The sequence below is a fragment of the Caballeronia sp. LZ043 genome, from assembly GCF_031451075.1.
In the GTDB taxonomy this organism is placed as follows: Bacteria; Pseudomonadota; Gammaproteobacteria; order Burkholderiales; family Burkholderiaceae; genus Caballeronia.
In genome coordinates this window covers 2,092,599-2,115,882 of the sequence record NZ_JARUXT010000001.1, presented here as the reverse complement: position 1 = coordinate 2,115,882, position 23,284 = coordinate 2,092,599, and the positions used below count along the sequence as shown (strand labels likewise).

At 65.0% G+C, this 23,284-nt stretch carries 19 protein-coding genes; 7 read left to right on the top strand and 12 right to left on the bottom strand.

Annotation, left to right across the window (positions count from 1 at the left end; genetic code table 11):
* Positions 1–662: 662 nt before the first annotated feature.
* The 7 genes from urtD to QCE64_RS09580 all read right to left on the bottom strand — a co-directional run bounded on the left by urtD (position 663) and on the right by QCE64_RS09580 (position 10,087).
* Positions 663–1,532: an urea ABC transporter ATP-binding protein UrtD gene (urtD, locus tag QCE64_RS09610; RefSeq protein WP_310003573.1), complete on the bottom strand. Its 870-nt coding sequence runs from the start codon at positions 1,530–1,532 to the stop codon at positions 663–665.
* Positions 1,529–2,734, bottom strand: a complete 1,206-nt coding sequence (gene urtC, locus QCE64_RS09605) for an urea ABC transporter permease subunit UrtC (protein WP_310003571.1) — start codon at positions 2,732–2,734, stop codon at positions 1,529–1,531. The genes urtD and urtC overlap by 4 nt, the downstream gene beginning before the upstream one ends.
* A gap of 3 nt (positions 2,735–2,737) precedes the next feature.
* Positions 2,738–4,342: an urea ABC transporter permease subunit UrtB gene (urtB, locus tag QCE64_RS09600; protein WP_309930739.1), complete on the bottom strand. Its 1,605-nt coding sequence runs from the start codon at positions 4,340–4,342 to the stop codon at positions 2,738–2,740.
* A gap of 96 nt (positions 4,343–4,438) precedes the next feature.
* A complete protein-coding gene (gene urtA, locus QCE64_RS09595; protein WP_309917972.1) occupies positions 4,439–5,752 on the bottom strand; it encodes an urea ABC transporter substrate-binding protein in 1,314 nt (437 codons plus the stop codon).
* Between the two features lie 567 nt (positions 5,753–6,319).
* A complete protein-coding gene (locus tag QCE64_RS09590; protein ID WP_309930737.1) occupies positions 6,320–7,636 on the bottom strand; it encodes an MFS transporter in 1,317 nt (438 codons plus the stop codon).
* A gap of 193 nt (positions 7,637–7,829) precedes the next feature.
* A complete protein-coding gene (locus QCE64_RS09585) occupies positions 7,830–8,606 on the bottom strand; it encodes an SDR family oxidoreductase (RefSeq protein ID WP_310003569.1) in 777 nt (258 codons plus the stop codon).
* 41 nt (positions 8,607–8,647) lie between these two features.
* The gene (locus QCE64_RS09580; RefSeq protein WP_310003567.1) at positions 8,648–10,087 is read right to left on the bottom strand and encodes an aldehyde dehydrogenase family protein; all 1,440 of its coding nucleotides are present in this window, start codon (positions 10,085–10,087) and stop codon (positions 8,648–8,650) included.
* Positions 10,088–10,325: 238 nt separating this feature from the next.
* Between QCE64_RS09580 and ppa the strand changes: the two genes are divergently transcribed.
* Entirely contained in the window at positions 10,326–10,853 is a 528-nt protein-coding gene (gene ppa / locus QCE64_RS09575; RefSeq protein ID WP_309809382.1) for an inorganic diphosphatase, read from the top strand.
* Positions 10,854–10,913: 60 nt separating this feature from the next.
* Here ppa and QCE64_RS09570 read toward each other — a convergent pair whose 3' ends face one another.
* Positions 10,914–11,219: a GIY-YIG nuclease family protein gene (locus tag QCE64_RS09570; RefSeq protein WP_309917960.1), complete on the bottom strand. Its 306-nt coding sequence runs from the start codon at positions 11,217–11,219 to the stop codon at positions 10,914–10,916.
* Positions 11,220–11,395: 176 nt separating this feature from the next.
* Here QCE64_RS09570 and QCE64_RS09565 point away from each other — a divergent pair, with 176 nt between their 5' ends.
* The 5 genes from QCE64_RS09565 to QCE64_RS09545 all read left to right on the top strand — a co-directional run bounded on the left by QCE64_RS09565 (position 11,396) and on the right by QCE64_RS09545 (position 18,614).
* A complete protein-coding gene (locus QCE64_RS09565; RefSeq protein WP_309917957.1) occupies positions 11,396–12,538 on the top strand; it encodes a GNAT family N-acetyltransferase in 1,143 nt (380 codons plus the stop codon).
* Between the two features lie 61 nt (positions 12,539–12,599).
* Complete coding sequence (locus tag QCE64_RS09560) at positions 12,600–14,654, top strand: NAD(+) synthase (protein WP_310003565.1); 2,055 nt, start codon at positions 12,600–12,602, stop codon at positions 14,652–14,654.
* A gap of 138 nt (positions 14,655–14,792) precedes the next feature.
* A complete protein-coding gene (gene glnK / locus QCE64_RS09555; RefSeq protein WP_086969848.1) occupies positions 14,793–15,131 on the top strand; it encodes a P-II family nitrogen regulator in 339 nt (112 codons plus the stop codon).
* 183 nt (positions 15,132–15,314) lie between these two features.
* Positions 15,315–17,072 carry a cation:proton antiporter gene (locus tag QCE64_RS09550; RefSeq protein WP_309917951.1) on the top strand — a complete coding sequence of 586 codons (1,758 nt, stop codon included), beginning with the start codon at positions 15,315–15,317 and terminating at the stop codon, positions 17,070–17,072.
* Between the two features lie 147 nt (positions 17,073–17,219).
* Positions 17,220–18,614, top strand: a complete 1,395-nt coding sequence (locus tag QCE64_RS09545) for a type 1 glutamine amidotransferase (protein ID WP_309930726.1) — start codon at positions 17,220–17,222, stop codon at positions 18,612–18,614.
* Positions 18,615–18,700: 86 nt separating this feature from the next.
* Here the strand turns inward: QCE64_RS09545 and QCE64_RS09540 are convergent, their stop codons facing one another.
* The 3 genes from QCE64_RS09540 to QCE64_RS09530 all read right to left on the bottom strand — a co-directional run bounded on the left by QCE64_RS09540 (position 18,701) and on the right by QCE64_RS09530 (position 21,141).
* A complete protein-coding gene (locus QCE64_RS09540) occupies positions 18,701–19,468 on the bottom strand; it encodes a DUF2968 domain-containing protein (RefSeq protein ID WP_309917946.1) in 768 nt (255 codons plus the stop codon).
* A gap of 76 nt (positions 19,469–19,544) precedes the next feature.
* Entirely contained in the window at positions 19,545–20,438 is an 894-nt protein-coding gene (locus QCE64_RS09535; protein ID WP_310003563.1) for a hypothetical protein, read from the bottom strand.
* Positions 20,439–20,646: 208 nt separating this feature from the next.
* The gene (locus QCE64_RS09530) at positions 20,647–21,141 is read right to left on the bottom strand and encodes a GNAT family N-acetyltransferase (protein ID WP_310003560.1); all 495 of its coding nucleotides are present in this window, start codon (positions 21,139–21,141) and stop codon (positions 20,647–20,649) included.
* Between the two features lie 272 nt (positions 21,142–21,413).
* On the opposite strand from QCE64_RS09530, the gene QCE64_RS09525 reads away from it, so the two are divergent.
* Entirely contained in the window at positions 21,414–22,709 is a 1,296-nt protein-coding gene (locus QCE64_RS09525) for an MFS transporter (RefSeq protein WP_310003558.1), read from the top strand.
* A gap of 6 nt (positions 22,710–22,715) precedes the next feature.
* Here QCE64_RS09525 and QCE64_RS09520 read toward each other — a convergent pair whose 3' ends face one another.
* Positions 22,716–23,279, bottom strand: coding sequence for a pyridoxamine 5'-phosphate oxidase family protein (locus QCE64_RS09520; protein ID WP_310003556.1), 564 nt, complete (start codon positions 23,277–23,279; stop codon positions 22,716–22,718).
* Positions 23,280–23,284: the final 5 nt, after the last annotated feature.

The window sequence follows — 23,284 nt, the reverse complement described above, 5'->3', positions numbered from 1 at the left end:
CTCGCCCAGCGTCATTTAGCGGCACGACACAGAACCACGTTTCTGGCACTGCAGTAGAGAGTGCCCTCATAGGCCACTCCGGGCGTGGATCGCGGACCCACTGTGACATCGCACCACAGAACAGACTGGTGCAGCCCTTGCATGCTCCGGCGCTGCGCTACGCGCCGCCGACCGGTCAATCGGGGATGCCGGTGCACTCTTGCTTACGCGTCCATCTCATTGCTCTTGCCTCCCACTGGTTTCCCTTGCATACCCTCTGGCAGCGCGTAGCGCTGGGCCGGAACTCTCAGGTGCTGCACCAGTTCGTTGAACGGCAATTTGTCCCAGTGGGTCCGCGATCCACGCCCGGTGTGGCCTACGAGGGCACTCGCTAGTGCCGGGCCAGTGAGGTGTTTCTGTGTCGCGTCGCTAGTAGACCGTGGGCGGTAAAAAAGCTGCTTTCTTTGGTGACTTTCTTTGCAGCAGCAAAGAAAGTTACCCCCGCCCCGGGGAGGGGCAGTGCTAATAAACCTACGCGAACACAGGAAGTCCATGGAAGCGCTGGCAAACACAAGCAACCCACGCGAATGACGAGAGCGAAGACCCCCGCCCCGGGGAGGGGCAGTGCCAACAGACCGACGCGAAGCCGGGAAGTCCATCGAAGCCCAAGCAAACGAACACCTTCACCTTCCCAGATACGACTCAATCACGGCCTCGTCACGCTTGACGGAATCCAATGTCCCTTCGGCCAAAACACTGCCCTCTGCCATGACAGTAACCTTCCCACTTTCCCCCGCAAGCGCAGCAACAAACTCCATGTCATGTTCCACAACCATCATCGAACATGAACCCCGCAGCGTGTTCAACAACTCCGCTAACTCCTTCGTTTCATGATCGGTCATCCCCGCCGCCGGCTCATCAAGCAGCAACAACGCCGGCTGCTGCATCAGCAACATCCCGATCTCCAGCCGCTGCTTCTGCCCATGCGACAGTTCCCCCGCCAGCCGCGTCGCCTGATGCTGCAGGCGAATCAACTCCAGCGTCTCCTCGATCCGCGCCTGCGCCTGCCGATCCAGCCGCGCCCGCAGCGAAGCAAACCACCGCTTGTCCGTCTTCATCGCCAGTTCAAGGTTCTCCCACACCGGATGATTCTCGAACACCGTCGGCTTCTGGAACTTGCGCCCAATCCCCGTACGCGCAATCACCGGCTCCGACAAACGCGTCAGATCCAGCGTCTGTCCCAGAAACACGCGGCCATCGTCAGGTCGCGTCTTGCCCGTGATGACGTCCATCATCGTCGTCTTGCCCGCGCCATTCGGCCCGATCACACAACGCAACTCACCCACATCGATCGACAACGTCAGCTTGTTCAACGCACGAAAGCCATCGAAGCTCACCGTCACGTCTTCCAGATACAGAATCGTGCCGTGCGATACGTCGATCTCCCCCGGCGCAAGCACATGCCCCAGCCCCGCCACCCCATTCAAACCCGTGCGCTCGTCCAGTTGCGGCAGCGGCGGAAGATCCACGATCAACGCATTGTGCGCGGTCATTCCGCCGCCTCCGGTTGTGCCCCGCCATGCGCCTTCCTGCGGCGCGCAAGTTCAATCAGTCCCATGATGCCGTTGGGCAGCAGCAAAGGCACCAGCGTGAAAATCAGGCCCAGGAAAAACAGCCAGTACTCCGCGAAATACGCCGTGAAAAAGCTCTTCGCACCATTCACCGCAAACGCGCCAATGATCGGCCCGATCAACGTGCCGCGTCCGCCCACCGCCACCCAGATCGCCATCTCGATCGAGTTCGCCGGCGACATCTCGCTCGGATTGATGATGCCCACCTGCGGCACATACAGCGCCCCCGCAATCCCGCACAACACCGCCGACACCGTCCAGATGAACAGCTTGTAAGCAAGCGGGCTGTAGCCAAGGAACATCAGCCGCGTCTCGCCATCGCGCACGCCAGTCACCACGCGTCCCAGCTTCGACGTGACAATCCAGCGCGCCGCGAGAAACGCCAGCACCAGCACCGCGAACGTAATCAGGAACAACGCCGTCCGCGTGCCCGCATGCACCACCGGAAATCCCGCAATGCGCTTGAAGTCCGTGAAGCCGTTGTTGCCGCCGAAACCCGTCTCGTTGCGGTAGAACAGCAGCATCGCCGCGAACGTCATCGCCTGCGTGATGATCGACAGATACACGCCCTTCACACGCGATCGGAACGTGAAGAAACCGAACACCCATGCCAGCACGCCCGGCACCAGCACCACCAGCAGCAGCGCATACCAGAGATGCTCCGTGCCCTCCCAGTACCACGGCAGCTTGTGCCAGTCGAGAAACACCATGAAGTCGGGCAGGTCGCTCTTGTACACGCCCTCGCGGCCGATCGAGCGCATCAGGTACATGCCCATCGCATAGCCGCCCAGCGCGAAAAAGAGCGCATGGCCCAGGCTCAGGATGCCGCAGTAACCCCACACGAGATCCAGCGCAAGCGCGCCGATCGCATAGCACATCAGCTTGCCGACCAGCGTCATCGCATACGCGGACAGATGGAACGTGCTCGTCTCCGGCAGCACCAGCGCCGACACCGGCACGACAATGCCCATCGCGATGACGAGCGCCAGCAGCGCGATCCAGCCACGGCGCGGCAACAGCGCGGCGCGCGGCGGCAGGCCCAGCGCGAAGCCGGCGCGGGCGGCGTCGGCGTCGGGTTGCGGCGCGACGTCGAGATTGGCGGACAGATTGGTCGTGGCGTTCATGACTCAGGCCTCCGCGCTGCGGCCCTTCAGGGCGAACATGCCCTGCGGACGCTTCTGGATGAACAACACGATCAGCACCAGCACCGCGATCTTCGCGAGCACCGCGCCCCAGAACGGCTCCACCGCCTTGCTGACCAGCCCGAGACCAAAGCCGCCGATCACCGTGCCCGCCAGCTGGCCCACGCCGCCCAGCACCACCGCCATGAACGAATCGATGATGTAGCTCTGGCCCAGATCCGGTCCCACGTTGCCGATCTGCGAGAGCGCGCAGCCACCTAAGCCGGCGATGCCCGCGCCGAACGCAAACGCATAGGAATCGACACGCGCCGTCTTCACGCCGACGCACGCGGCCATGCGGCGGTTCTGCGTCACGGCGCGCACGAACAGGCCGAGACGCGTCTTCGTCAGCACGCCCCACGCAATCAGCACGACGATCAGCGAGAAGGCGAGGATCGTCAGACGGTTGTACGGCAGGATCAGGTTCTGCATCACGGCGACACCGCCGCTCATCCACGACGGATTGGTCACCTGCACGTTCTGCGCGCCGAACAGCGTGCGCACCGCCTGGATCAAAATCAGGCTGATGCCGAAGGTCGTCAGCAGCGTTTCGAGCGGACGGCCATAGAGATGCTTCAGCACCAGCCGTTCGAGCACGATGCCGACCAGCGCCGCCGCGGCAAACGACACCGGCACCGCAAACAGCGGATACCAGTTGAACGCGGCGGGCGCGTAATGCTGGACGAGGTTCTGCACGACATAGGTCGCATAGGCGCCGATCATCAGGAACTCGCCGTGCGCCATGTTGATCACGCCGATCAGCCCGTACGTGATTGCCAGTCCGAGCGCCGCGAGCAGCAGCACGCTGCCGAGCGACAGCCCCGCGAACAACGTGCCGAAAATCTCGCTGCGGCGCTGGATCGAGTCCAGCGCGTAAATGCCTTCCTGCGCCGCGCCGCGCACGCGCTCATCGGGCTCGTTCCAGCTGCCGTCGGCCTTCTTCGCGACGATCGGGCGCAGCAATTCGTACATGTCGAGGTCATGCCGGGCTGCCACGAGCTGCGCCGCCTCCAGGCGCTTGTTCACGTCGGGATCGTGCAGCGCGGTCATCGCCCAGAGCGTGTCGAGGCGCTTCTTCAATTCAGGATCCTTCTCGATGGCGCGGGCGCGATCGATCAGCGGCTTCATCGCCGGGTCCGGGCTCTTCAGCAGCGCGGCGATCGCATCGCGGCGCTTCGCGGTATCGGCGGAGGCGAGCTGCAGGCCGGACAGCGCGCCCGACACCTTGCTGCGCAGGGTATTGCTCAGCGTGATCGGCTGCGCATCCGGCGCTTCGACCACCTTGCCCGTAAGCGGGTCCTTGTTGCCGTCGTCAGTCTGGAGATAGACATGACCGTCGTCGGTCGCGACGGCAGTGCCTTCGGACAGCGCGTTCAGCACGGCAACCGAAGGCGCATCCGCTTGAGCGATAAGCTTGTCGATCGCGGCGGCCTTGGCTTCGAAATCGTCGCCCGCGAGCGGCGCGAGTTCTTCTTGAGTGAGCGCATGAGCCGCGAACGGCGTGAGCGCGATGCACAGTGCGCACAGGATGCGCACGAGGGAACCGGTCATGTTGGCCTTTCTGGTGAGACTTCGAAGGCCGCGCGAGTCGGGCACGCGCGGCCTGTGCTTCAGACGACCTGCTTTACATCATCGACACGCCATGCGTCACGCGGCGCGCACGCGCTGGCGGCGCAGGAACGACGGGATCGAGCTGACCACGTCCGGCTTGCCTTCGTTGCCGGCAATGAACGGGCTCCACGGCTGCGCGCGGATCGCGGTCTTGGTCTTCCACACGACATTGAACTGGCCGTCGCCGCGAATCTCGCCGATCATCACCGGCTTGTGCAGGTGATGATTGCCGTCCATCGTCAGCGTGAAGCCGGACGGCGCGGGGAAGGTCTGGCCGATCATCGCGACGCGCACCTTGTCGACATCGGCGCTCTTCGCCTTCTCGACGGCCTGCTTCCACATGTGGATGCCGACGAAGGTCGCTTCCATCGGATCGTTCGTCACGCGCTTGTTCCCGCCCGGCAGGTTCTGCGCCTGTGCATACGCGAAGAATTCCTTCTCGAACTTCGAGTTGTTCGGGTTCTTCACCGACATGAAGTAGTTCCAGGCCGCAAGGTGGCCGACGAGCGGCTTGGTGTCGATGCCGCGCAACTCCTCTTCGCCGACCGAGAACGCAACCACCGGCACGTCCGTCGCCTTCAGGCCCTGGTTGCCGAGCTCCTTGTAGAACGGTACGTTGGAATCGCCGTTGATCGTAGAGACGACAGTCGTCTTTCCCCCCTGGGCAAAGGTCTTGATGTTCGCGACGATGGTCTGATAGTCGCTATGTCCGAACGGTGTGTAGACCTCTTGTATGTCCGCATCCTTGACGCCCTTGGAATGGAGGAACGCGCGCAGGATCTTGTTGGTCGTGCGCGGATACACGTAGTCTGTGCCGAGCAGGAAGAAGCGCTTGGCGTTGCCGCCTTCCGGTCCCATCAGGTACTCGACGGCGGGGATCGCCTGCTGGTTCGGCGCGGCGCCCGTGTAGAACACGTTGCGCGACATCTCTTCGCCTTCGTATTGCACCGGGTAGAAGAGCAGGCCGTTCAGTTCCTCGAACACCGGCAGCACCGACTTGCGCGACACCGAGGTCCAGCAGCCGAATACCACAGCGCACTTGTCCTGGGTCAGCAGCTGGCGCGCCTTCTCGGCGAACAGCGGCCAGTTCGACGCGGGATCGACGACCACCGGCTGGATCTGACGGCCCATCACGCCGCCGCTCTTGTTGATGTCGGCGATGGTCATCAGCGCCGTGTCCTTCAGCGACGTCTCGGAGATCGCCATGGTGCCCGAGAGCGAATGCAGAATGCCGACCTTGATCGGACCGGTGTCTCCCTGCGCGGCCTGGGCTTTCGAAATGGGAAGCTGACCCGCGAGGGCGAGCGCGCCCGACATGGAACCGAGCTTCAGCAGACTGCGACGTTTCATGAGTGTGTTCCCCTTGCCGATATGGTTGTGTGCGCAATGTCGATTGCTCCCGTAAATTGCAAGGGCTATGCCAATCAGGGCGAAATGCCCGGGCAGCAAGCCTCTGGCGGAAATCGGGGGAAGCTTTTACGCGGACGGACGGGTGATCGGGGCGGGGTTTTGGTGCACGAGCGGGGTGGCGTGCATCGTTGCGGTGCGCGGATGCGAGTCTGTAATGGGATGCGGGCGGAGCCGTGGGTGCCTTCAGTCGCGATCGCCGGGTGGCCGTGAAGATGACTTTTCAGAAATCTCCGTTTGGCGAATCGCTGGAATCATCGAGGGACTCGACGCTTCAAGGCGTCGGCCAAACAACTTCACGATGCCTTCGTTGCGGAAGGCGAAAAGAGCACAGTGGCGGCACGCTACCAAGTTCCGCTTGCGGCGGTGAACGCCGCGGTCGCATTCGAAGAAGGGTTGGCCGCGTGAGGCGACGCTTCAGAAACGAGAACGCCGCGCGTGAGCCGGCGGGCGAGGGGCGAGGCGGGAGGGGCAAAGACAGGGCAGTCGTGCCGCCCGCCGCCTACACTCTTAACGATTCACCATCCGCGCCGGCACGCTCAACGCCAGCGCCGCGCCGAGCACCATGAATCCCGCGAGCATGTACATCCCGCTCGCGTTCGACGCCGTCGCCTGCCTGAGCCAGCCCACCAGATACGGGCTCAGGAAACCCGCCAGGTTGCCGAGCGAATTGATCATCGCGATGCCCGCCGCCGCGCCCGTGCCGGCGAGGAACGCCGTTGGCAGGCTCCAGAACAGCGGCAGCGTCGTGAGGATGCCCATCGTGGCGAGCGTGAGCCCGAGCATCGCGAGCGTCGTGTTGCCGGTCCACACTACCGACAGAACCAGCCCCACGGCGCCGAGCAGCGCCGGAATCGCGATATGCCAGCGGCGCTCGCCGGTGCGGTCCGCGCTGCGGGCCGCGTACAGCATGCCGATCACCGCCGCGCCGTACGGAATCGCCGAGAGCAGGCCGACATGCAGCGCGTCGGACACGCCCATCGACTTGATGATGGTCGGCAGCCAGAAGCTCACGCCGTACAGACCCATCACGAACGAGAAGTAGATCAGGCTCATCAGCCACACCTTCGGGCTCGACAGGATCTTGCCGAGCGGCATGTCCTCCTTCTCGACATTGTCCGCGGCGATGTTGCGTTCGAGCAGTTCGCGCTCTTCCGCGCTGAGCCAGCGAGCCTTCGCAATGCGGTCATCGAGCTTCGCGAGCACCACCAGTCCGACCAGCACCGACGGAATGCCTTCGAGCAGCAGCAGCCATTGCCAGCCATGCCAGCCGTGCATGCCGTCGAAGTGCGTCATGATCCAGCCGCTGATGGGCCCGCCGATCAGCCCCGAGAGCGCGATCGCCGTCATGAACAGCGTCGTCATGCGGCCGCGCCGGCGTGCCGGAAACCAGTAGGTCAGATAGAGGATGATGCCGGGAAAGAAGCCGGCTTCGGCCGCGCCCAGCAGGAAGCGCATGACGTAGAACATCGTCGGCGTGGTGACGAACATCGTGAGCGCCGAGATGATGCCCCACGAGATCATGATCCGCGCGATCCACACGCGCGCGCCCACACGATGCAGGATGACGTTGCTCGGAATCTCGAAGATGAAGTAGCCGAAAAAGAAGATGCCGGCGCCGAAGCCGTACACGGCGTCGGAGAGTTGCAGGTCGGCGGCCATCTGGAGCTTGGCGAAGCCCACGTTGACGCGGTCCAGATAGGCGACCACGTAGCAGAGCAACAGCAGCGGCGAGAGCCGCCATGCCACCTTGCGATAGGTTGCCTCCTCGAAGGCGGACGGCGCGCCGGCGCCGGGGCGAGGCATCGGATTGGCGGTGCTGGCCATGGTGCTTGTCTCCTTTATGGTTTTTTAGTGCGCGGCACACGGTGCGGAACCGGTCCGTTTGCGATTACAGGCGCGTAAGGATTCTAGCCCTTCGGCCTGCACGCCAAGCGCTTGTTTTCGCTAGGGAAAGCACGGAGGTTCGCAACGCGCGCCGCGCCGGAGCAGACGCCCGGCACGACGCGCGCAGCGCGCTTTACACGCAGCGTCCGCCGTCCACTTCGAGGGCGACGCCGGTGATGAACTCGGCTTCGTCGGAAGCGAGATAAAGCGCCGCGTTGGCGATGTCCTGCGGCGTCGAGAACCGGCCGAGCGGAATGGTGGCGAGGAACTTGCGACGGTTCTCCGGCGTGTCCTCCATGCCCATGAACTCGGAGAGCAGCGCGGTTTCGCCCATCACCGGATTGATGCAGTTCACGCGGATGCGGTCCGGGCCCAGTTCGACGGCAAGCGCCTTGCTGGCAATGATCACCGCCGCCTTGCTGCCGTTGTACCAGACGAGTCCAGGACGCGGCCGCACGCCCGCCGTCGATGCCACATTGATGAACGCGCCGCCGCCCTGCTCGCGAAAGTACGGCACGAACTGTTCGACGCTCCAGTAAATGCTCTTCACGTTGACGGCGTAGACGCGGTCGAACTCGGCTTCGGTCACATCGAGCACGGGCTTGTTGCGATGCGTGGTGCCCGCGTTGTTGACGACGACCTGCACGCTGCCGAAATCCTGGATGGCCGCATCGTGCAATGCCTGCCAGTCCTCCCGTTTCGTCACGTCGCCCGGTACGGCGATCGCCCGGCCAGGCGCGCCCGCCAGCGACGGCGTCAGCGCGATCTCGCTTGCCACGCGTTCGGCGGCGGGACCGTTGAGGTCGTTGATGACCACGTTCGCGCCTTCGCGCGCGAACGTCTTCGCGATGCCTTCGCCGAATCCCGAGCCGCCGCCCGTCACGATCACTGTCTTGCCTTGCAGTCGCATGTCCTTGTCTCCCGATGTGAACCCTGCAAAGGATGCAGCCCTCAGCCGTGCCGGATCGCGATGGTCTTCAGCGTCGTAAAGCCGTACAGCGCCTCGAAGCCTTTCTCGCGGCCGTGTCCCGAATGCTTCACGCCGCCGAACGGCAACTCGATGCCGCCGCCCGCGCCATAGTTGTTGATGAACACCTGACCCGAGCGCACGCGCCGCGCAAGCCGCATCTGGCGCGCGCCGTCGCGGGTCCAGATGCCGGCCACGAGGCCATAGTCCGTGCCGTTGGCGAGCCGGAGCGCGTCGGCTTCGTCGTCGAAGGCCATGGCGGCGAGCACCGGACCGAACACTTCCTCGCGCGCGAGACGGTGGCTCGGCGGGACGTCGCGCAGCAGTGTCGGCGCCTGATAGAAGCCGGCTTCCGGCGCGTCGCCGACCACTTCTCCGTGCGCGGCCATCGCGATGCCGTCGTGCTGCGCATCGGACAGAAAATCCCATACGCGCTGTTGCTGCTTCGCGCTGATCAGCGGGCCGCAGTCGAGGTCGAGCTTGCTCGGCCCGACCCGCAGCGCCGCGAAGGCCTGCGCCAGCCGTTCGAGCAGCGGCTCATAGGCCGCGCGCTCGATCAGCACGCGGCTGCCCGCCGAACACGTCTGCCCGGCGTTCTGCACGATCGCGGCGACGAGCACGGGCAACGCGGCGTCGAAATCCGCGTCGGCGAAGACGATCTGCGGCGACTTGCCGCCGAGCTCCAGCGTGACCGGCACATGGTTGTCGGCGGCCATCTTGGTGACGGCGGCGCCGGTCGCGGGCGAGCCGGTGAACGAGATGTGATCGATGCCCGGATGCCGCGCGAGCGCCGCGCCGGCTTCATGTCCGTAGCCGGTGACGATGTTCAGCGCGCCGTCCGGCAAGCCCGCTTCCGCAGCCAGTTCCGCCACGCGCAGCAGCGACAGGCACGCGTCCTCCGCCGGTTTCACGACGCACGCGTTGCCCGTCGCAAGCGCCGCGCCGACGCTGCGCCCGAAGATCTGCAGCGGATAGTTCCACGGCACGATGTGCCCGGTGACGCCATGCGCCTCGCGGATCGTCAGCACGGTGTAGCCGGACTGATAGGGCAGGGTTTCGCCGTGGAGCTTGTCGGCGGCGCCGGCGTAGAACTCGAAATAGCGCGCGATGCCGGTGGCGTCGGCGCGCGCCTGCTTGAGCGGCTTGCCGGTGTCGCGCGCCTCGATCTGCGCGATCTCCTCGTGGCAGGTCGCGATCAACATGGACAGCCGCGCGAGGATGCGGCCGCGTTCGGCGGCGCTCATCGCGCCCCACGGACCTCCGTAGGCGGCGCGGGCGGCGGCCACGGCGCGATCGATGTCGGCGGGCGTGCCGCGCGCAATCTGCGCGAAGATCTGGCCGTCGGACGGATCGACCACGGGAATCGTCTCGCCGACCGACGGCGCGACAAAGCGGTTATTGATGAAATGCTTCGCTTCTTCCATGCGTGTCTCCCGATGGGTGTTCGTGTCGTGAATGGAATTCGCTGCTTCCTGCAACGCCGTAACCGATTATCGCGCCAACCCGGACCGGCCGGGCCGCGATGCCCGATTGGCTATAATGAGGCGATCACACGCCGCCATGCATGGCCATGTGCGGCAAGCGGGTCAGGCAGTTCCCCCGGCCGCCCGTGCGATTCCCGCATTTACCTTTTTGCGACCTCAACTTCTCCAGAGAGTGCTCATGAGCTTCAACAACGTACCTCCCGGCAAGGATCTTCCGCAGGATTTCAACGTCATCATCGAGATTCCCGCGCAAAGCGATCCGGTCAAATATGAAGCCGACAAGGACATGGGCCTGCTCGTCGTCGACCGCTTCGTCGGCACAGGCATGCGCTACCCGGTGAACTACGGTTTCATTCCGCAGACGCTCTCGGGCGACGGCGATCCCGTCGACGTGCTGGTCATCACGCCGTTTCCGCTGCTGGCCGGTTCCGTGGTCCGCTCGCGCGCGCTGGGCATGCTGAAGATGACCGACGAATCCGGCGTCGACGCCAAGCTGCTCGCCGTGCCGCACGACAAGGTCTGCCCGATGACGGCGAACATCAAGTCGATCGAAGACGTGCCCGAGTATCTGCGCGATCAGATCAAGCACTTCTTCGAGAACTACAAGGCGCTCGAAAAGGGCAAGTGGGTGAAGGTCGAGGGCTGGGACGGCATCGAAGCCGCCCACAAGGAAATCTCGGAAGGCATCGCGAACTACGGCAAGTAAGCGCGCTTTTCGAAGCAGCAAACGACGGCCGGCGCCTCACAGGCGCCGGCCGTCTGCATTTCAGGCGCCGTCTTCGAGATCGACGGTCGCCTCGACGCGCGGCACCACCGATGCCAGCGTGCGCCCGCCTTCGATCAATTCGCGCTTCTGCCGCGGCGTCAGCCGCTTGACGAAGTATTCCGCGCGCGACGCTTCCGAGCGGCCCGTCAGCTCGAACGACGCCATCACGCGCAGCGGCTTTCGCGCCCGCGTATAGCGCGCGCCCTTGCCGCTCAGGTGCGCGGCGAAGCGCGCTTCGACGTCGGTGGCGATGCCGGTGTAGAGACTGCCGTCAGCGCATTCGATCAGATACAGGAACCAGGGCATTGCGTTCGCCGGGCGGGAGGGTATGTGCCGCGCATTATGGCTGAAAGCATCGGGGCGGGACGCTGCAACGCTCAAACCGGCTTCGGCGAGGCGTGGCGAGTTGCGCGAGAATAGCCGCTTTCGGGCGCGCGCGGCCGCGTGGCGCGCGCTCATCGATATTCCAGCGAGGTAGCCTGTTGAATCGCGAAGTCGAAATTCATGTGGTCGATACGCTCGAAGACATCCCTGCCGACGACTGGAACCGGCTCGCCGGCGACAATCCGTTCGTGCGCCACGCGTTCATTGCCGCGTTGCAGGACACCGGCTGCGCGGTCAAGCGTACCGGCTGGCGCGCGCATCATCTGTTGCTGAAGCGCGGCGACACCCTCGCGGGCGTCATGCCGCTGTACCTCAAGTCGCACTCGCGCGGCGAATATGTCTTCGATCACGCCTGGGCCGACGCCTTCGAGCGCCACGGCCTGCGCTATTACCCGAAGGCGCTGTCGGCGGTGCCGTTCTCGCCGGTGACGGGTCCGCGCCTGATCGCGGCGCATCACGAGGAACGCGTGATGCTGGCGCGCGGTGCGATCGAACTGACGCGCCAGCTCGAACTGTCGTCGCTGCACGTGCTGTTTCCGGAGGCACAGGACGTCGAGGCGCTGACCGACGCGGGCTACATGCTGCGCGAGGGCGTGCAGTTCCACTGGGAAAACGCGCCCGGCGAAGGCTATGCGAACTTCGACGCATTCCTCGCGACCATGAGCCACGACAAGCGCAAGAAGGTCAAGCAGGATCGTCGGCGCGTCACGGAAGCGGGCGTCACGTACACCTGGCTGCGCGGTGCGCAGATCGATCAGGGCGCGCTCGACTTCTTCTACGACTGCTACGACAACACCTATCGCGAGCACTGGAACGCGCCGTATCTGACGCGCGAGTTCTTCGGCCGCATCCATGCCGACGCGCCCGACAGCATGTTGCTCGTGATCGCCGAAGCGGACGGCCAGCGGCTCGCGTGCGCGCTCAACATGATCGGCGGCGACACGATGTATGGCCGCTACTGGGGCACGCGCGAGTTCATCTCGGGACTGCATTTCGAGACCTGCTACATGCAGGGCATCGCCTATTGCATCGAGCATCGGCTGGCGCGTTTCGAAGGCGGCGCGCAGGGCGTGCACAAGATGTCGCGCGGGCTGCTGCCGACGCCCACGTGGTCCGCGCACTGGATCGCGGACCAGCGTTTCGCCCATGCGATCTCCGAGTTTCTCGACGCCGAAACCGAGGCGATGACCCAGCACATCGAGGAGCTGGAGGCGCATACGCCGTTCAGAAAGAAGACCTGATGCGATAATCGGCCGGGCATACCGTGTCCGGCGTCCGGCATCCCACCCGTTCAGATCGACCATGAACAGAAACTTCTTCAACCTGTATAGCCACGACTTCGCGCGCGTCGCAGTGGGCGTGCCGGCCTGCAAAGTCGCGGATCCGGAATTCAACGCCGCGCAGACCCTCGAACTCGCGAGACAAGCCGCGGCGCGCGGCGCGGTGCTGGTCGCGTTTCCGGAACTCGGTCTCTCCGCCTATACCTGCGACGACCTGTTTCATCAGCGCGCGTTGCTCGATGCCTGCGAAGACGCATTGCAGACGCTGCTCGACGCCTCGAAGGGACTCAATCTCGCGATGATCGTCGGCGCGCCGCTGCGCGTCGAGCACAAGCTGTTCAACTGCGCGATCGTCATCGCCGATGGCTTCATTCGCGGCATCGTGCCGAAAAGCTATCTGCCGAACTACGGCGAGTTCTACGAGGCGCGCCAGTTCAGTCCAGCCGATGCCGCGACCACCGCCACGCTCCGTCTGTGCGGCCAGGACGTGCCGTTCGGCGCGTCGCTGCTGTTCCAGATCAGGGACCTGCCGCTGTTCCGGTTCCATGTGGAAATCTGCGAGGACGTCTGGGTGCCGGTGCCGCCGTCGTGCTTCGCGGCGCTCGCGGGCGCGACCGTGCTCGTGAACCTGTCGGCGTCGAATATCGTGGTGGGCAAGTCGGCGTACCGGCATCAGCTCGTCAGCCAGCAGTCGGCGCGCTGCGTCGCGGCGTATCTGTACACGTCGGCGGGCGACGGCGAGTCGTCCACCGATCTCGCCTGGGACGGCCAGGGTCTCATCTACGAAAACGGCGCGTTGCTGGCCGAGTCGGAGCGCTTCTCGCGCGACTCGCATCTGATCTTCGCCGATGTCGATCTCGAACGGCTCTCGCGCGAACGCATGCGCCAGACCACCTTCGGCCGCTCGACGCAGCGGCATGCGGACGAAGTCGCGCGCTTCGACGTGGTCGAATTTCCGCTCGCGCTTCCCGCCGACAGCAAGCTGCCGCTCGAACGTCATGTCGAGCGCTTCCCCTACGTTCCGTCCGATGCCGCGCGCCGCGACGAACGCTGCAACGAGGTCTACAACATCCAGGTGCAGGCGTTGCTGCAACGCTTGCAGTCATCGGGAATGTCGAAGGTCGTGATCGGCATCTCGGGCGGACTCGATTCGACCCATGCACTGCTGGTGTGCGCGAAGGCGATGGACCGGCTCGGCCTGCCGCGCGCGAACATCCTCGCGTACACGATGCCGGGCTTCGCCACCAGCGAACGCACCTTGAGCCAGGCGCGCGAACTGATGGAGGTGATCGGCTGCACGGCGAATGAAATCGACATCCGGCCGAGCTGCGTGCAGATGCTGTCCGACATCGGTCATCCGCACAGCACCGGCGCCGAGCAGTACGACATCACTTATGAAAACGTGCAGGCCGGCGAGCGCACGAGCCATCTGTTCCGGCTCGCCAACTTCAATCAGGCGATCGTCATCGGCACCGGCGATCTGAGCGAGCTGGCACTCGGATGGTGCACCTACGGCGTCGGCGATCACATGTCGCACTACAACGTCAACGCCAGCGTGCCGAAGACGCTGATCACGCATCTGGTGCGCTGGGTGGCGGAGTCGGGACAGATCGGCAGCACCGGCAGCGACGTGCTCGAGAACGTCCTCGCCACCGACATCAGTCCGGAGCTGATCCCCGGCAAGACGAGCGGCGTGGTGGAGCAGAAGACCGAGAGCGTCATCGGCCCGTACGAGTTGCAGGACTTCAACCTGTACTACACGCTGCGTTTCGGCTTTGCGCCGACGAAGGTGGCATTCCTCGCGCTGCATGCATGGCGCGACCGCGATGCCGGCGCCTGGCCGGAAGGCCCTGCGGTGGTGCGCAATCAGTACGGCATCGGCGACATCCGCAAGAACCTGAAGATCTTTCTGGACCGCTTCTTCCGCACCAGTCAGTTCAAGCGGTCATGCGTGCCGAATGCGCCGAAGGTCGGCTCGGGCGGCTCGCTTTCGCCGCGCGGCGACTGGCGCGCGCCCAGCGATTCGCAGGCCACCGTCTGGCTCAAGGACCTGGAGCGCGTGCCTGTCACCGAATAGCGGCGACGCGTTTTCTTGCACCTCGCGGTTTACCGGACCGCTTGCGCGATGAAACGCAGCTAGAATCGAAATCATCTGTCCCGCGCGGGACACGACCTCTTTCGAATCCATTGAACCGAACTCCATGCGAGGCACGCCATGAAACGCATCACCGCCATCATCAAACCCTTCAAGCTCGACGAAGTGCGTGAAGCGCTCGCCGAAGTGGGCCTCACCGGCCTCACGGTCACGGAAGTGAAGGGCTTCGGCCGGCAGAAGGGACACACGGAGCTCTATCGCGGTGCAGAGTACGTGGTGGACTTCCTGCCGAAGGTGAAGATCGAAGTGGTCGTCGCCAACGACCAGACCGACCAGGTCATCGATGCGATCATCGGCGCCGCGCGCACCGGCAAGATCGGCGACGGCAAGATCTTCGTCGCCGAAGTCGAGCGCGTGATCCGTATCCGCACCGGCGAGGAAAACGAAGCGGCAGTCTGAGCGCCGCGGTTCTTCCGGTTTCAGGGCTCGCCGTTCGCGCGAGCCTTTCTTCAGCCGTTCTGCGCACGCTCGCGGAATGCGCGCCGTCTTTCGCTGTTCATCCAATTTATTGCCCGACCGCAGGATTTCACCGTCCGTGCGGTAACATCGGTGATCGATTACATATTTGAAAGGATTCGCTGAATGCATCATGCGATCGGGTTCATTCAGGATCTCGCTGTGATCATGGCCATCGCGGGCGTCGTGACGGTGCTGTTCCACCGCATGCGGCAGCCGGTCGTGCTCGGTTACATCGTGGCGGGCGTGATCATCGGGCCGTACACGCCGCCGTTCAATCTCATTCACGACGAAGCCACCATCCAGACGCTCGGCGAACTCGGCGTGGTCTTCCTGATGTTCTCGCTCGGGCTCGAATTCAGTCTGCGCAAGCTGTTCAAGGTCGGTGCAACGGCGTTCGTCGCGGCGCTCTCGGAAATCGTGCTGATGATCTGGATCGGCTACGAGATCGGCCGCTGGTTCGGCTGGAACGCGATGGACTCGCTGTTCCTCGGCGCGATGCTCGCCATCTCGTCGACCACCATCATCGTGAAGGCGCTGTCCGAGCTGAACATGAAACGCGAAGGCTTCGCGCAGCTCGTGTTCGGCATTCTGATCGTCGAGGATATTCTCGCCATTGCCATGCTCGTGCTGCTGTCGGGCATCGCGCAGACGGGTTCGGTGAGCGCCGGCATCGCGTTCGCGACGCTCGGCAAGCTGCTGCTGTTCATGACGGTGTCGCTGGTGGTCGGCATCCTGACGGTGCCGCGCGCGCTCAACTACGTGGCGCGCGCGAAGAGCGACGAGATGCTGCTCGTCACCGTGCTCGGCTTCTGCTTCGGCTTCTGCCTGTTGGTCGTGAAGCTGGATTATTCGATCGCGCTCGGCGCCTTCCTGATCGGCGCGATCATGGCGGAGTCGAAGCATCTCGCGCGCATCGAGCATCTGATCGCGCCGGTGCGCGACATGTTCTCGGCCATCTTCTTCGTCACCATCGGCCTGCTGCTGAACCCGACCGTGCTGGTCGACTATGCCTGGCCCATCGCCGTCATCACGGTCGCGGTGGTGTTCGGCAAGATCGTCTCGTGCGGGCTCGGGACCTTTCTCGCGGGCAAGGACGGACGCACGTCGATGCGCGTCGGCATGAGCGTCGCGCAGATCGGCGAGTTCTCGTTCATCATCGCGTCGCTCGGGTTGTCGCTCAAGGTCACGAGCGGCTTCCTGTATCCGATCGCGGTGGCCGTGTCCGCGCTCACCACGCTGTTCACGCCGTATCTGATCCGCGCCGCCGATCCGTTGACGATGCGCGTGGCCCGCGCGATGCCCGCACCGTTGTCGAACACGTTCGGGCTGTACTCGCAATGGCTCGCGAGCCTCACGACCGGCTCCGGCGGCCCGACGCTGTTTTCGATGAGCAAGCGCATCGTGTTGCAGATCGCGGTCAATCTCGCGCTCGTCGCGGCGATTTTCATCAGCGCGTCGTATGCGGCGCCGTTTGCGTTCGCGCAACTCGCGCGCTGGCTCGACTCCGACAATGCGCAGCGTGTCGTGCTGTGGAGCGCCGCGCTGGTGGTGGCGATGCCGTTCCTGGTGGCGGTGTATCGCAAGCTCGAATCGCTCGCGCTGTTGCTGGCCGAAGTGAGCGTGCAGCCAGCCAAGGCGGGACGCTTCACGCGCGCGATCCGCTCGGCGATCTCGGGGCTGATTCCGATCGTCGCGATGTTCGGCGTGTTCCTGCTGGTGGCCGCGTTGTCGGGCGCGATCCTGCCGCCGTTCGGGCTGATGATCGCCGTGCTGCTGTGCGCGGCGCTCCTGCTGACGGTGCTGTGGCGCTGGTGCGTGAAGATTCACGCGACGATGCAGATCGCCTTGCGCGAAACCTTCGAGGAACCGCGCGAGCACTGATGCCGGTTCGCTCGATGGAGTATTACGGGCGCCCGGGAGAATGTGAGCCAATGTGACCAATTGTGTGCCGGTTTGCCGCAGATGGTTCACTGGCGGATAATTGGGGCTTGTCCATTCTTTCAAGGCGCGCGGGCGTCCGACATCGGAATGAGCGATAACAACACCTCCAAAGGCAGCACCACTCCAGACGGGCGCACGAGCGGCGCGGGTTCTTCTGCAGCGGGCGGCTTGCAGCACGACGCCTCGCGCGGTGCGAATCCCACGGCGCCGCCGGAGGCCGCGGCTGTTGCTGCGGCGCCCGGGCCGGCCGCCAGCGCCACTGAACGCGCGTCGACGGATGCGCCTTCCAGCGCGGCGAACGTCGAACCCGTCGATACCCAGAAGGCCCGCCGTGACGACGCGCAGGCAGCCGCGGTTCACGTGAAGCCTGCGCCGGCGGATGCCAGGTCGAGTCTCGCGCAGAACCTCGAAGCGGCGACAGAAGCGGAAGCGGAAGCCGAAGTCACACGCACCACGAACGCCCAGTCGGCGTCTTCGGACTCGCCCACTGGCCGCACCGCGCCGCCGGCGACCGCCGGCTTTCCTTCCGGCATCGCCGAGGCGCCGGATTTCAGCAAGCTCAATGTTCCGCCTGTGCCCGACGCGGCTGCCACGCAGCCGCAGCCTGCGTACCTGAAGCAGTCGGATTCGGCGTGGTCGGTGTTTGGCCGCATCATCGCGGCGCGCGCGCGCCAGATTTTCGACCGGGCAGGGCAGCGGGTCACGCAGCGCACCTTGCGGATTGGCGTCTCGGCACGGATCTTTCACCCGGAGCCCGGCGCCAAGGGGCTGCGCGGCAAGACGCTGCAATACCTGGAGGAATCCATCGCTCATTGGGTGATGTCGCGCGACGTGCTGGTCTTCATGATTCCGACCGTCGGCAACCAGGGCATGCTGCATACGAGCAATATCCGTCTGCGCGACTACGCGAAGCATCTCGACGGCCTGCTGCTGCAAGGCGGCGCCGACGTCTCGCCGCAATCCTACGAGGAAGTCACGACGCGTCCCGAATGGCCCGGCGACCGCGTGCGCGACATGTACGAGCTCGAACTGCTGCATGAGTTCGTCGAGTCGGGCAAGCCGGTGCTGGGCGTGTGTCGGGGTTGCCAGCTGATCAACGTGGCGTTCGGCGGCACGCTCTACGGCGACATCGCCACCGAGGTCCCGATGGCCGGCGTGCACGTCAACGAGCAGTATGACCAGCATCGGCACGCCATCCGCTTTCCGGACGGCTCGACGCTCGCCAACATGTTTCCGAACCAACGCGACGCCCTCGTCAATTCGATCCACCATCAGGCGGTGCGGACGCTCGGCCGCGACCTGAATATCGAGGCGGTGTCAGCGTCGGACGGCATCATCGAAGCGGTGCGCTATCGCAAGGCGCCATTCGTCGTGGGCGTGCAGTGGCATCCGGAGTTCCATCGCGCGGGCGGTGCGGAACTGCTCGATTGCACGCCGCTGCTCGATACCTTCCTGCGCGTGGCGCGCGAGACGCGTTTCTGAGCCGGCCGTACGGTTCCAGTGCCGACAAGACAAAGCCCGCTCCAGGTGAGCGGGCTTTGTACGTTGAAGGACGCCGGATTGGACGCTCAGTCCGCCGCCTTATCCGACCATCGGCGCGCGGCCGCCGTATTCGACGTGCCCAGCCCGGCTTCGGTCGCGCGCTGCAACTGGTCCACCTGCATCTGCAATGCGCGCAGCTTGCGTTCGGCTTCGAGCTTGTCGCTCTGCAAGGTTGCGGCTTCGACCTGCAACTGCTGCTGACGCTGCGACACCTGCGAGTCCTGCTGTTGCGCGAGCACGAGATCGGCGGAAAGCCGGTTCGCGCGATCCGCCGATTTGGCGATCACCCGGTCGAGCAACGCCTTTTGCGCCGTCAGCTGGATGCGGCGGATTTCGCCTTCCGCAAGCGAGAAACTTTTGCGCGCGAACTCCGCATAGACCGAATCGGCGCGCCCCGCGTCCTGCGTCTTCACCACGCGCCACCAGCGGTCGTCCTGCGACAACGCCACGTAGTACAGCATCTCCTGCGCGAGGAAGAACAGCTTCGCGCCATAGCTGCCGTTGCGGGTGGCGCGCAGCTCGGTGAGGCTGCCCGCCTGCACCAGGCTTTGCAGTTCGGCGATGTTGCCTTCAGCACGCGGCGCACGCGGGTCGCTTGCCGGACTGGAAGCGTCGTTGTCGGCATTGTCCGCGGTGCGGGCGTCCGCACCGGGACCCGGGCGCGGCGCAGTCGCAGCGGTCCTGGGCTGGCTCGAAGCAGCGGACGCAATCGCGAACGGCGCGAGCGTCCCGCAGAGGCAGAGGGACAGCGCGAGCGTGAGCGTCGTGTGACGGATGGGTCTGGATTGCTTCATGTTGGCGTTCGGGCCGAAAAGGTTGATCGGACGGGTTCGCTGCTTCCTGACGTGCATCCTCGGTTGTTCGTCGCGGTTAATCCGCTGCCGCGCCTCCCTCGCCGGCATCGCGTGCGTCAGGTGCGGGGGCGTTGCTGTCGAGCGTCGGCGAGTGCTGCAGCAAGGCATACAGCGAGTGCACATTCATCGCGCCGGGTCGGGCAGGCTTCACCCGCGCCGTCTTGCGAGGCGCGTCCGTGCGCTCGAGCCGCGAACGTTTCACCTTGACGGCACGCGCCCGATCCGCTTCCGGCGCGACGGTAGTGCGGCCGGGAACCGCCGCCACCGGTTCTTGCGGCGTGGGCCGTGAGACGTCGGCAGGCGCTTCCGGCTCAATAGCGCGTGCTGGAGCGGCCACGGCTGGTTCGACTGCCGCCGGCGGCGCAAGAGCGGAAGGGGTGGACGGTTTCTCCGTCGGCCCGAACCGTGCAGCTTCCGCCAAGGGCACAGCCGGCATCGCGCCCGGCGCGGCTGGCTCGTTGCCGAACAGAAACCACAGCAGCAACAGCGCGCCGACGGAGATCGCCACGCCGGTCAGGATCTGCGCGGCGCGCGACATGCCCCGGCGCGCCGCTCCAAGTCCCGCATGGATCGGCGCGCTCAGGCGTAGCGGATCCACCGGCGCTTCTTCCGCGCGCGCGCGGGCGCGCTGGCTGTCGAGCAGGTCGAGGATGGCGCGCGGCAGTTCGCCGTGCGCGAACACGCTCCACAGGCTGACCGCGCGATAACGCGAAGTGGAATCGGACAGACGGAACGCCGGCAGATAAGCGGTCTTGAACCGTGCCGCATACAGCGCGATCTCGAACGGCGACTGAACCGGACGCGCGCGGGCGAGCGTCCATGCGACGCCGAAGTCCAGCGCGGGGTCCGGCAGCGGGCGCACCGTCGGCAGACGCAGTTCGCCTTCCACAACGATCAACGGTTCGCTCATCGAGATTCCACAGACATGCGCCGCACGCGGGCAGCAGCGGAATGCATCGACCCTGATGGCGCGGAAAACGGCCTAGTCGCGCGGGCGGACAAGCCGAATTTTCGACCGGCAATCATACGAAACGGATTTCCTTCCCGCGACCAGAGCATTCCTAATTTCACTGGCGCCAGTGGAAAACCGCGTGCGTTTCTGGCTGGCGCCGCGAGCCTCAGTCGAGAGGGAAGACGTAGCGGAAGCAGAACAGGTCGATGCCCGCCAGGTGGTCGGCTTCGCGCGCCTCGCGTCGCCAGCCGCGCGATTCATAGAAGCCGATCGCCGCGGCATTGTCCTCCAGCACGGACAGGTGCAGTTGCCGCGCGCCGCGCTCGCGCGCCCAGCGGATGGCTTCGGCAAGCATCGCGGTGCCCGTGCCGAGACCCTTGTGCCCCGGCAGCGCGTGCAGGTTGTCGACGAGCACGCTGCCGTGCTCGTCGGGTTCGATCAGACAGGTGAAGCCGACCGCCTCGTCGTCATGCAGGGCGATCACTACGCGGCCCGCGCCTTGCGTCAACTCCGGCAGGCGCGTTGCCCAATGCGCGGCGCGTTCCGCCTGCATCTCGCGATCGAGGTATGCGTCCGGCAGGATGCCGCGATAGGCCGACATCCAGCTGCGTACGTGCATCAATGTGATGAGATCGCGGTCGCCGAGGGTGGCGTCGCGCATGACGGGTTGCGGCCGCGGCATCTCGAATGTCGGTTTTGCGTTAGGCACATGTAAGCTATTTTTAATGTAATTTGAACGAAATTAGGCGCTGTTCTATGCAGCCGTCAAGGCGCAAGCGTTAAGATTGAGGTCGCCGCAACCATAACAACGAAGCCTTATCCTCCCGGTCGGCACGGCGCGCCGCCATCCGTCCCTGTACGGATCCTGCGCAGGTCGCTGAACCGCGCACCGCGAGGCCCGTCGCGCTCATCTCACGATTGTCGAGAACGTTCATGTCCACAGCCCACGTCGCCCCAGCCAACGAATCAAAGTTCAAGTCGGTGTTTCGCGTCGTCAGCGGAAACTTCCTTGAGATGTATGACTTCATGGTCTACGGCTATTACGCCTCGGCCATCGCCAAGACCTATTTTCCGAGCGGCAACGAGTTTGCCTCACTGATGCTCGCGCTCTCCGTGTTCGGTGCGGGCTTCCTGATGCGTCCCGTGGGCGCCATCGTGCTCGGCGCGTACATCGATCATCATGGCCGCCGCAAAGGCCTGATCCTGACGCTCGGGCTGATGGCGGTCGGCACCGCCTGCGTCGCGCTGGTGCCGGGCTATGCCACCATCGGCGCGCTGGCGCCGATCATCGTGCTCGGCGGACGCCTGCTGCAAGGCTTCTCGGCCGGCGTGGAGCTGGGCGGGGTGTCGGTGTACCTGTCCGAGATCGCGACCAAGGGCAACAAGGGCTTCTATTGCTCCTGGCAGTCCGGCAGCCAGCAAGTGGCGGTGGTCTTCGCCGCGCTCATCGGCGTGATCATGAACCGGCTGCTGCCCGCCGACCAGATGACCGCATGGGGCTGGCGCGTGCCGTTCCTGATCGGCTGCCTGATCGTGCCGTTCCTGTTCATCATTCGCCGTTCGCTGCGTGAAACGGAAGAGTTCCTCGCGCGCAAGCATCGTCCGAGCATGGGCCAGATCGCCCGTTCGATCGCGCAGAACTGGGGCATCGTGCTGGCCGGCATGGGCATGGTCATCATGACCACCGTGTCGTTCTACATGATCACCGCCTACACGCCGACCTTCGGCAAGGAAGTGCTGAAGCTCTCGTCGACCGATGCGCTCGTCGTCACCGTGTGCGTCGGCATTTCGAACCTGGTGTGGCTGCCGGTGATGGGCGCCCTGTCGGATCGCGTGGGACGCCGGCCGGTGCTGCTGGTATTCACGATCCTCACCATTCTCACGTCGTATCCGGTGGTGCAGTGGCTGGTGGCGGATCCGTCCTTCATGCGCCTGCTGCTGTGCGAACTGTGGCTCTCGTTCCTGTACGGCAGCTACAACGGCGCGATGGTCGTCGCGCTCACCGAAGTCATGCCGGTCGAGGTGCGCACCACCGGCTTCTCGATGGCCTATAGCCTTGCGACGACCATCGGCGGCTTCACGCCGGCCATCTCCACGTATCTGATCCATGTCACCGGCAACAAGGCCGCGCCGGGCCTGTGGATGGGACTCGCCGCCGTGTGCGGGCTGATCGCGACGTGCGTGCTGTATCGCTCGCCGGAAGCGCGCAACCAGTACAAGACGGCCTGAGCGCAGTCAGGGCGCGAGCCACTGGCCGCGCCAGCTTCCTGCATCGAAGTGGAAGCGCGCCCGGACGTGTCCTTCCGGCGCCAGATGAAGATAGTCGATGCCTGATACGGCGATCTCGATCAGGCAGAAATGCTCGAAGCCATCCGTCGTGGCGGGGTCCGGATGCGCTTCGGCAGGCGTGGACACCGGCGTGCCGGGCGCAACCGGCGCGCGATAGACAATCAGCGTGCGCGGCCGGCTGGCTTCCCATACGGGCCGGGTGTCGCGCGGATCCTCGACGATGCGTGCCGTGCCCGTCAGCCGCAGCTGCTTGCCGGCGTCCATATCGCAACCGATGAGCGCAATGCGCGCATCGCGTCGCAACTCGGCGACTTTTGTCGACCGCAAGTCGGTGTGAAACATGAGCGAACGCTGCGCGCGACACGTGCGCCGCAGCACCACGGTGCGCACGGCGGGCGTGCCGTCCAGCCCGTGCGTCGCGGCCTGGAGCATCGTGAAGGGCGAGCGCTGCGCGCCGGCGTTCGCGCCCGAGTCGAGCAGGGTCCAGACTTCGTCGAGAATCTCATCCATCCGTG

Excerpts from the sequence above, each read along its gene's own strand:
- urtD (WP_310003573.1), bottom strand. The coding sequence starts at position 1,532 with ATGACCGCGCACAATGCGTTGATCGTGGATCTTCCGCCGCTGCCGCAA.
- urtC (WP_310003571.1), bottom strand. The coding sequence starts at position 2,734 with ATGAACGCCACGACCAATCTGTCCGCCAATCTCGACGTCGCGCCGCAA.
- urtB (WP_309930739.1), bottom strand. The coding sequence starts at position 4,342 with ATGACCGGTTCCCTCGTGCGCATCCTGTGCGCACTGTGCATCGCGCTC.
- urtA (WP_309917972.1), bottom strand. The coding sequence starts at position 5,752 with ATGAAACGTCGCAGTCTGCTGAAGCTCGGTTCCATGTCGGGCGCGCTC.
- QCE64_RS09590 (WP_309930737.1), bottom strand. The coding sequence starts at position 7,636 with ATGGCCAGCACCGCCAATCCGATGCCTCGCCCCGGCGCCGGCGCGCCG.
- QCE64_RS09585 (WP_310003569.1), bottom strand. The coding sequence starts at position 8,606 with ATGCGACTGCAAGGCAAGACAGTGATCGTGACGGGCGGCGGCTCGGGA.
- QCE64_RS09580 (WP_310003567.1), bottom strand. The coding sequence starts at position 10,087 with ATGGAAGAAGCGAAGCATTTCATCAATAACCGCTTTGTCGCGCCGTCG.
- ppa (WP_309809382.1), top strand. The coding sequence starts at position 10,326 with ATGAGCTTCAACAACGTACCTCCCGGCAAGGATCTTCCGCAGGATTTC.
- QCE64_RS09570 (WP_309917960.1), bottom strand. The coding sequence starts at position 11,219 with ATGCCCTGGTTCCTGTATCTGATCGAATGCGCTGACGGCAGTCTCTAC.
- QCE64_RS09560 (WP_310003565.1), top strand. The coding sequence starts at position 12,600 with ATGAACAGAAACTTCTTCAACCTGTATAGCCACGACTTCGCGCGCGTC.
- glnK (WP_086969848.1), top strand. The coding sequence starts at position 14,793 with ATGAAACGCATCACCGCCATCATCAAACCCTTCAAGCTCGACGAAGTG.
- QCE64_RS09550 (WP_309917951.1), top strand. The coding sequence starts at position 15,315 with ATGCATCATGCGATCGGGTTCATTCAGGATCTCGCTGTGATCATGGCC.
- QCE64_RS09545 (WP_309930726.1), top strand. The coding sequence starts at position 17,220 with ATGAGCGATAACAACACCTCCAAAGGCAGCACCACTCCAGACGGGCGC.
- QCE64_RS09540 (WP_309917946.1), bottom strand. The coding sequence starts at position 19,468 with ATGAAGCAATCCAGACCCATCCGTCACACGACGCTCACGCTCGCGCTG.
- QCE64_RS09535 (WP_310003563.1), bottom strand. The coding sequence starts at position 20,438 with ATGAGCGAACCGTTGATCGTTGTGGAAGGCGAACTGCGTCTGCCGACG.
- QCE64_RS09530 (WP_310003560.1), bottom strand. The coding sequence starts at position 21,141 with ATGCGCGACGCCACCCTCGGCGACCGCGATCTCATCACATTGATGCAC.
- QCE64_RS09525 (WP_310003558.1), top strand. The coding sequence starts at position 21,414 with ATGTCCACAGCCCACGTCGCCCCAGCCAACGAATCAAAGTTCAAGTCG.
- QCE64_RS09520 (WP_310003556.1), bottom strand. The coding sequence starts at position 23,279 with ATGGATGAGATTCTCGACGAAGTCTGGACCCTGCTCGACTCGGGCGCG.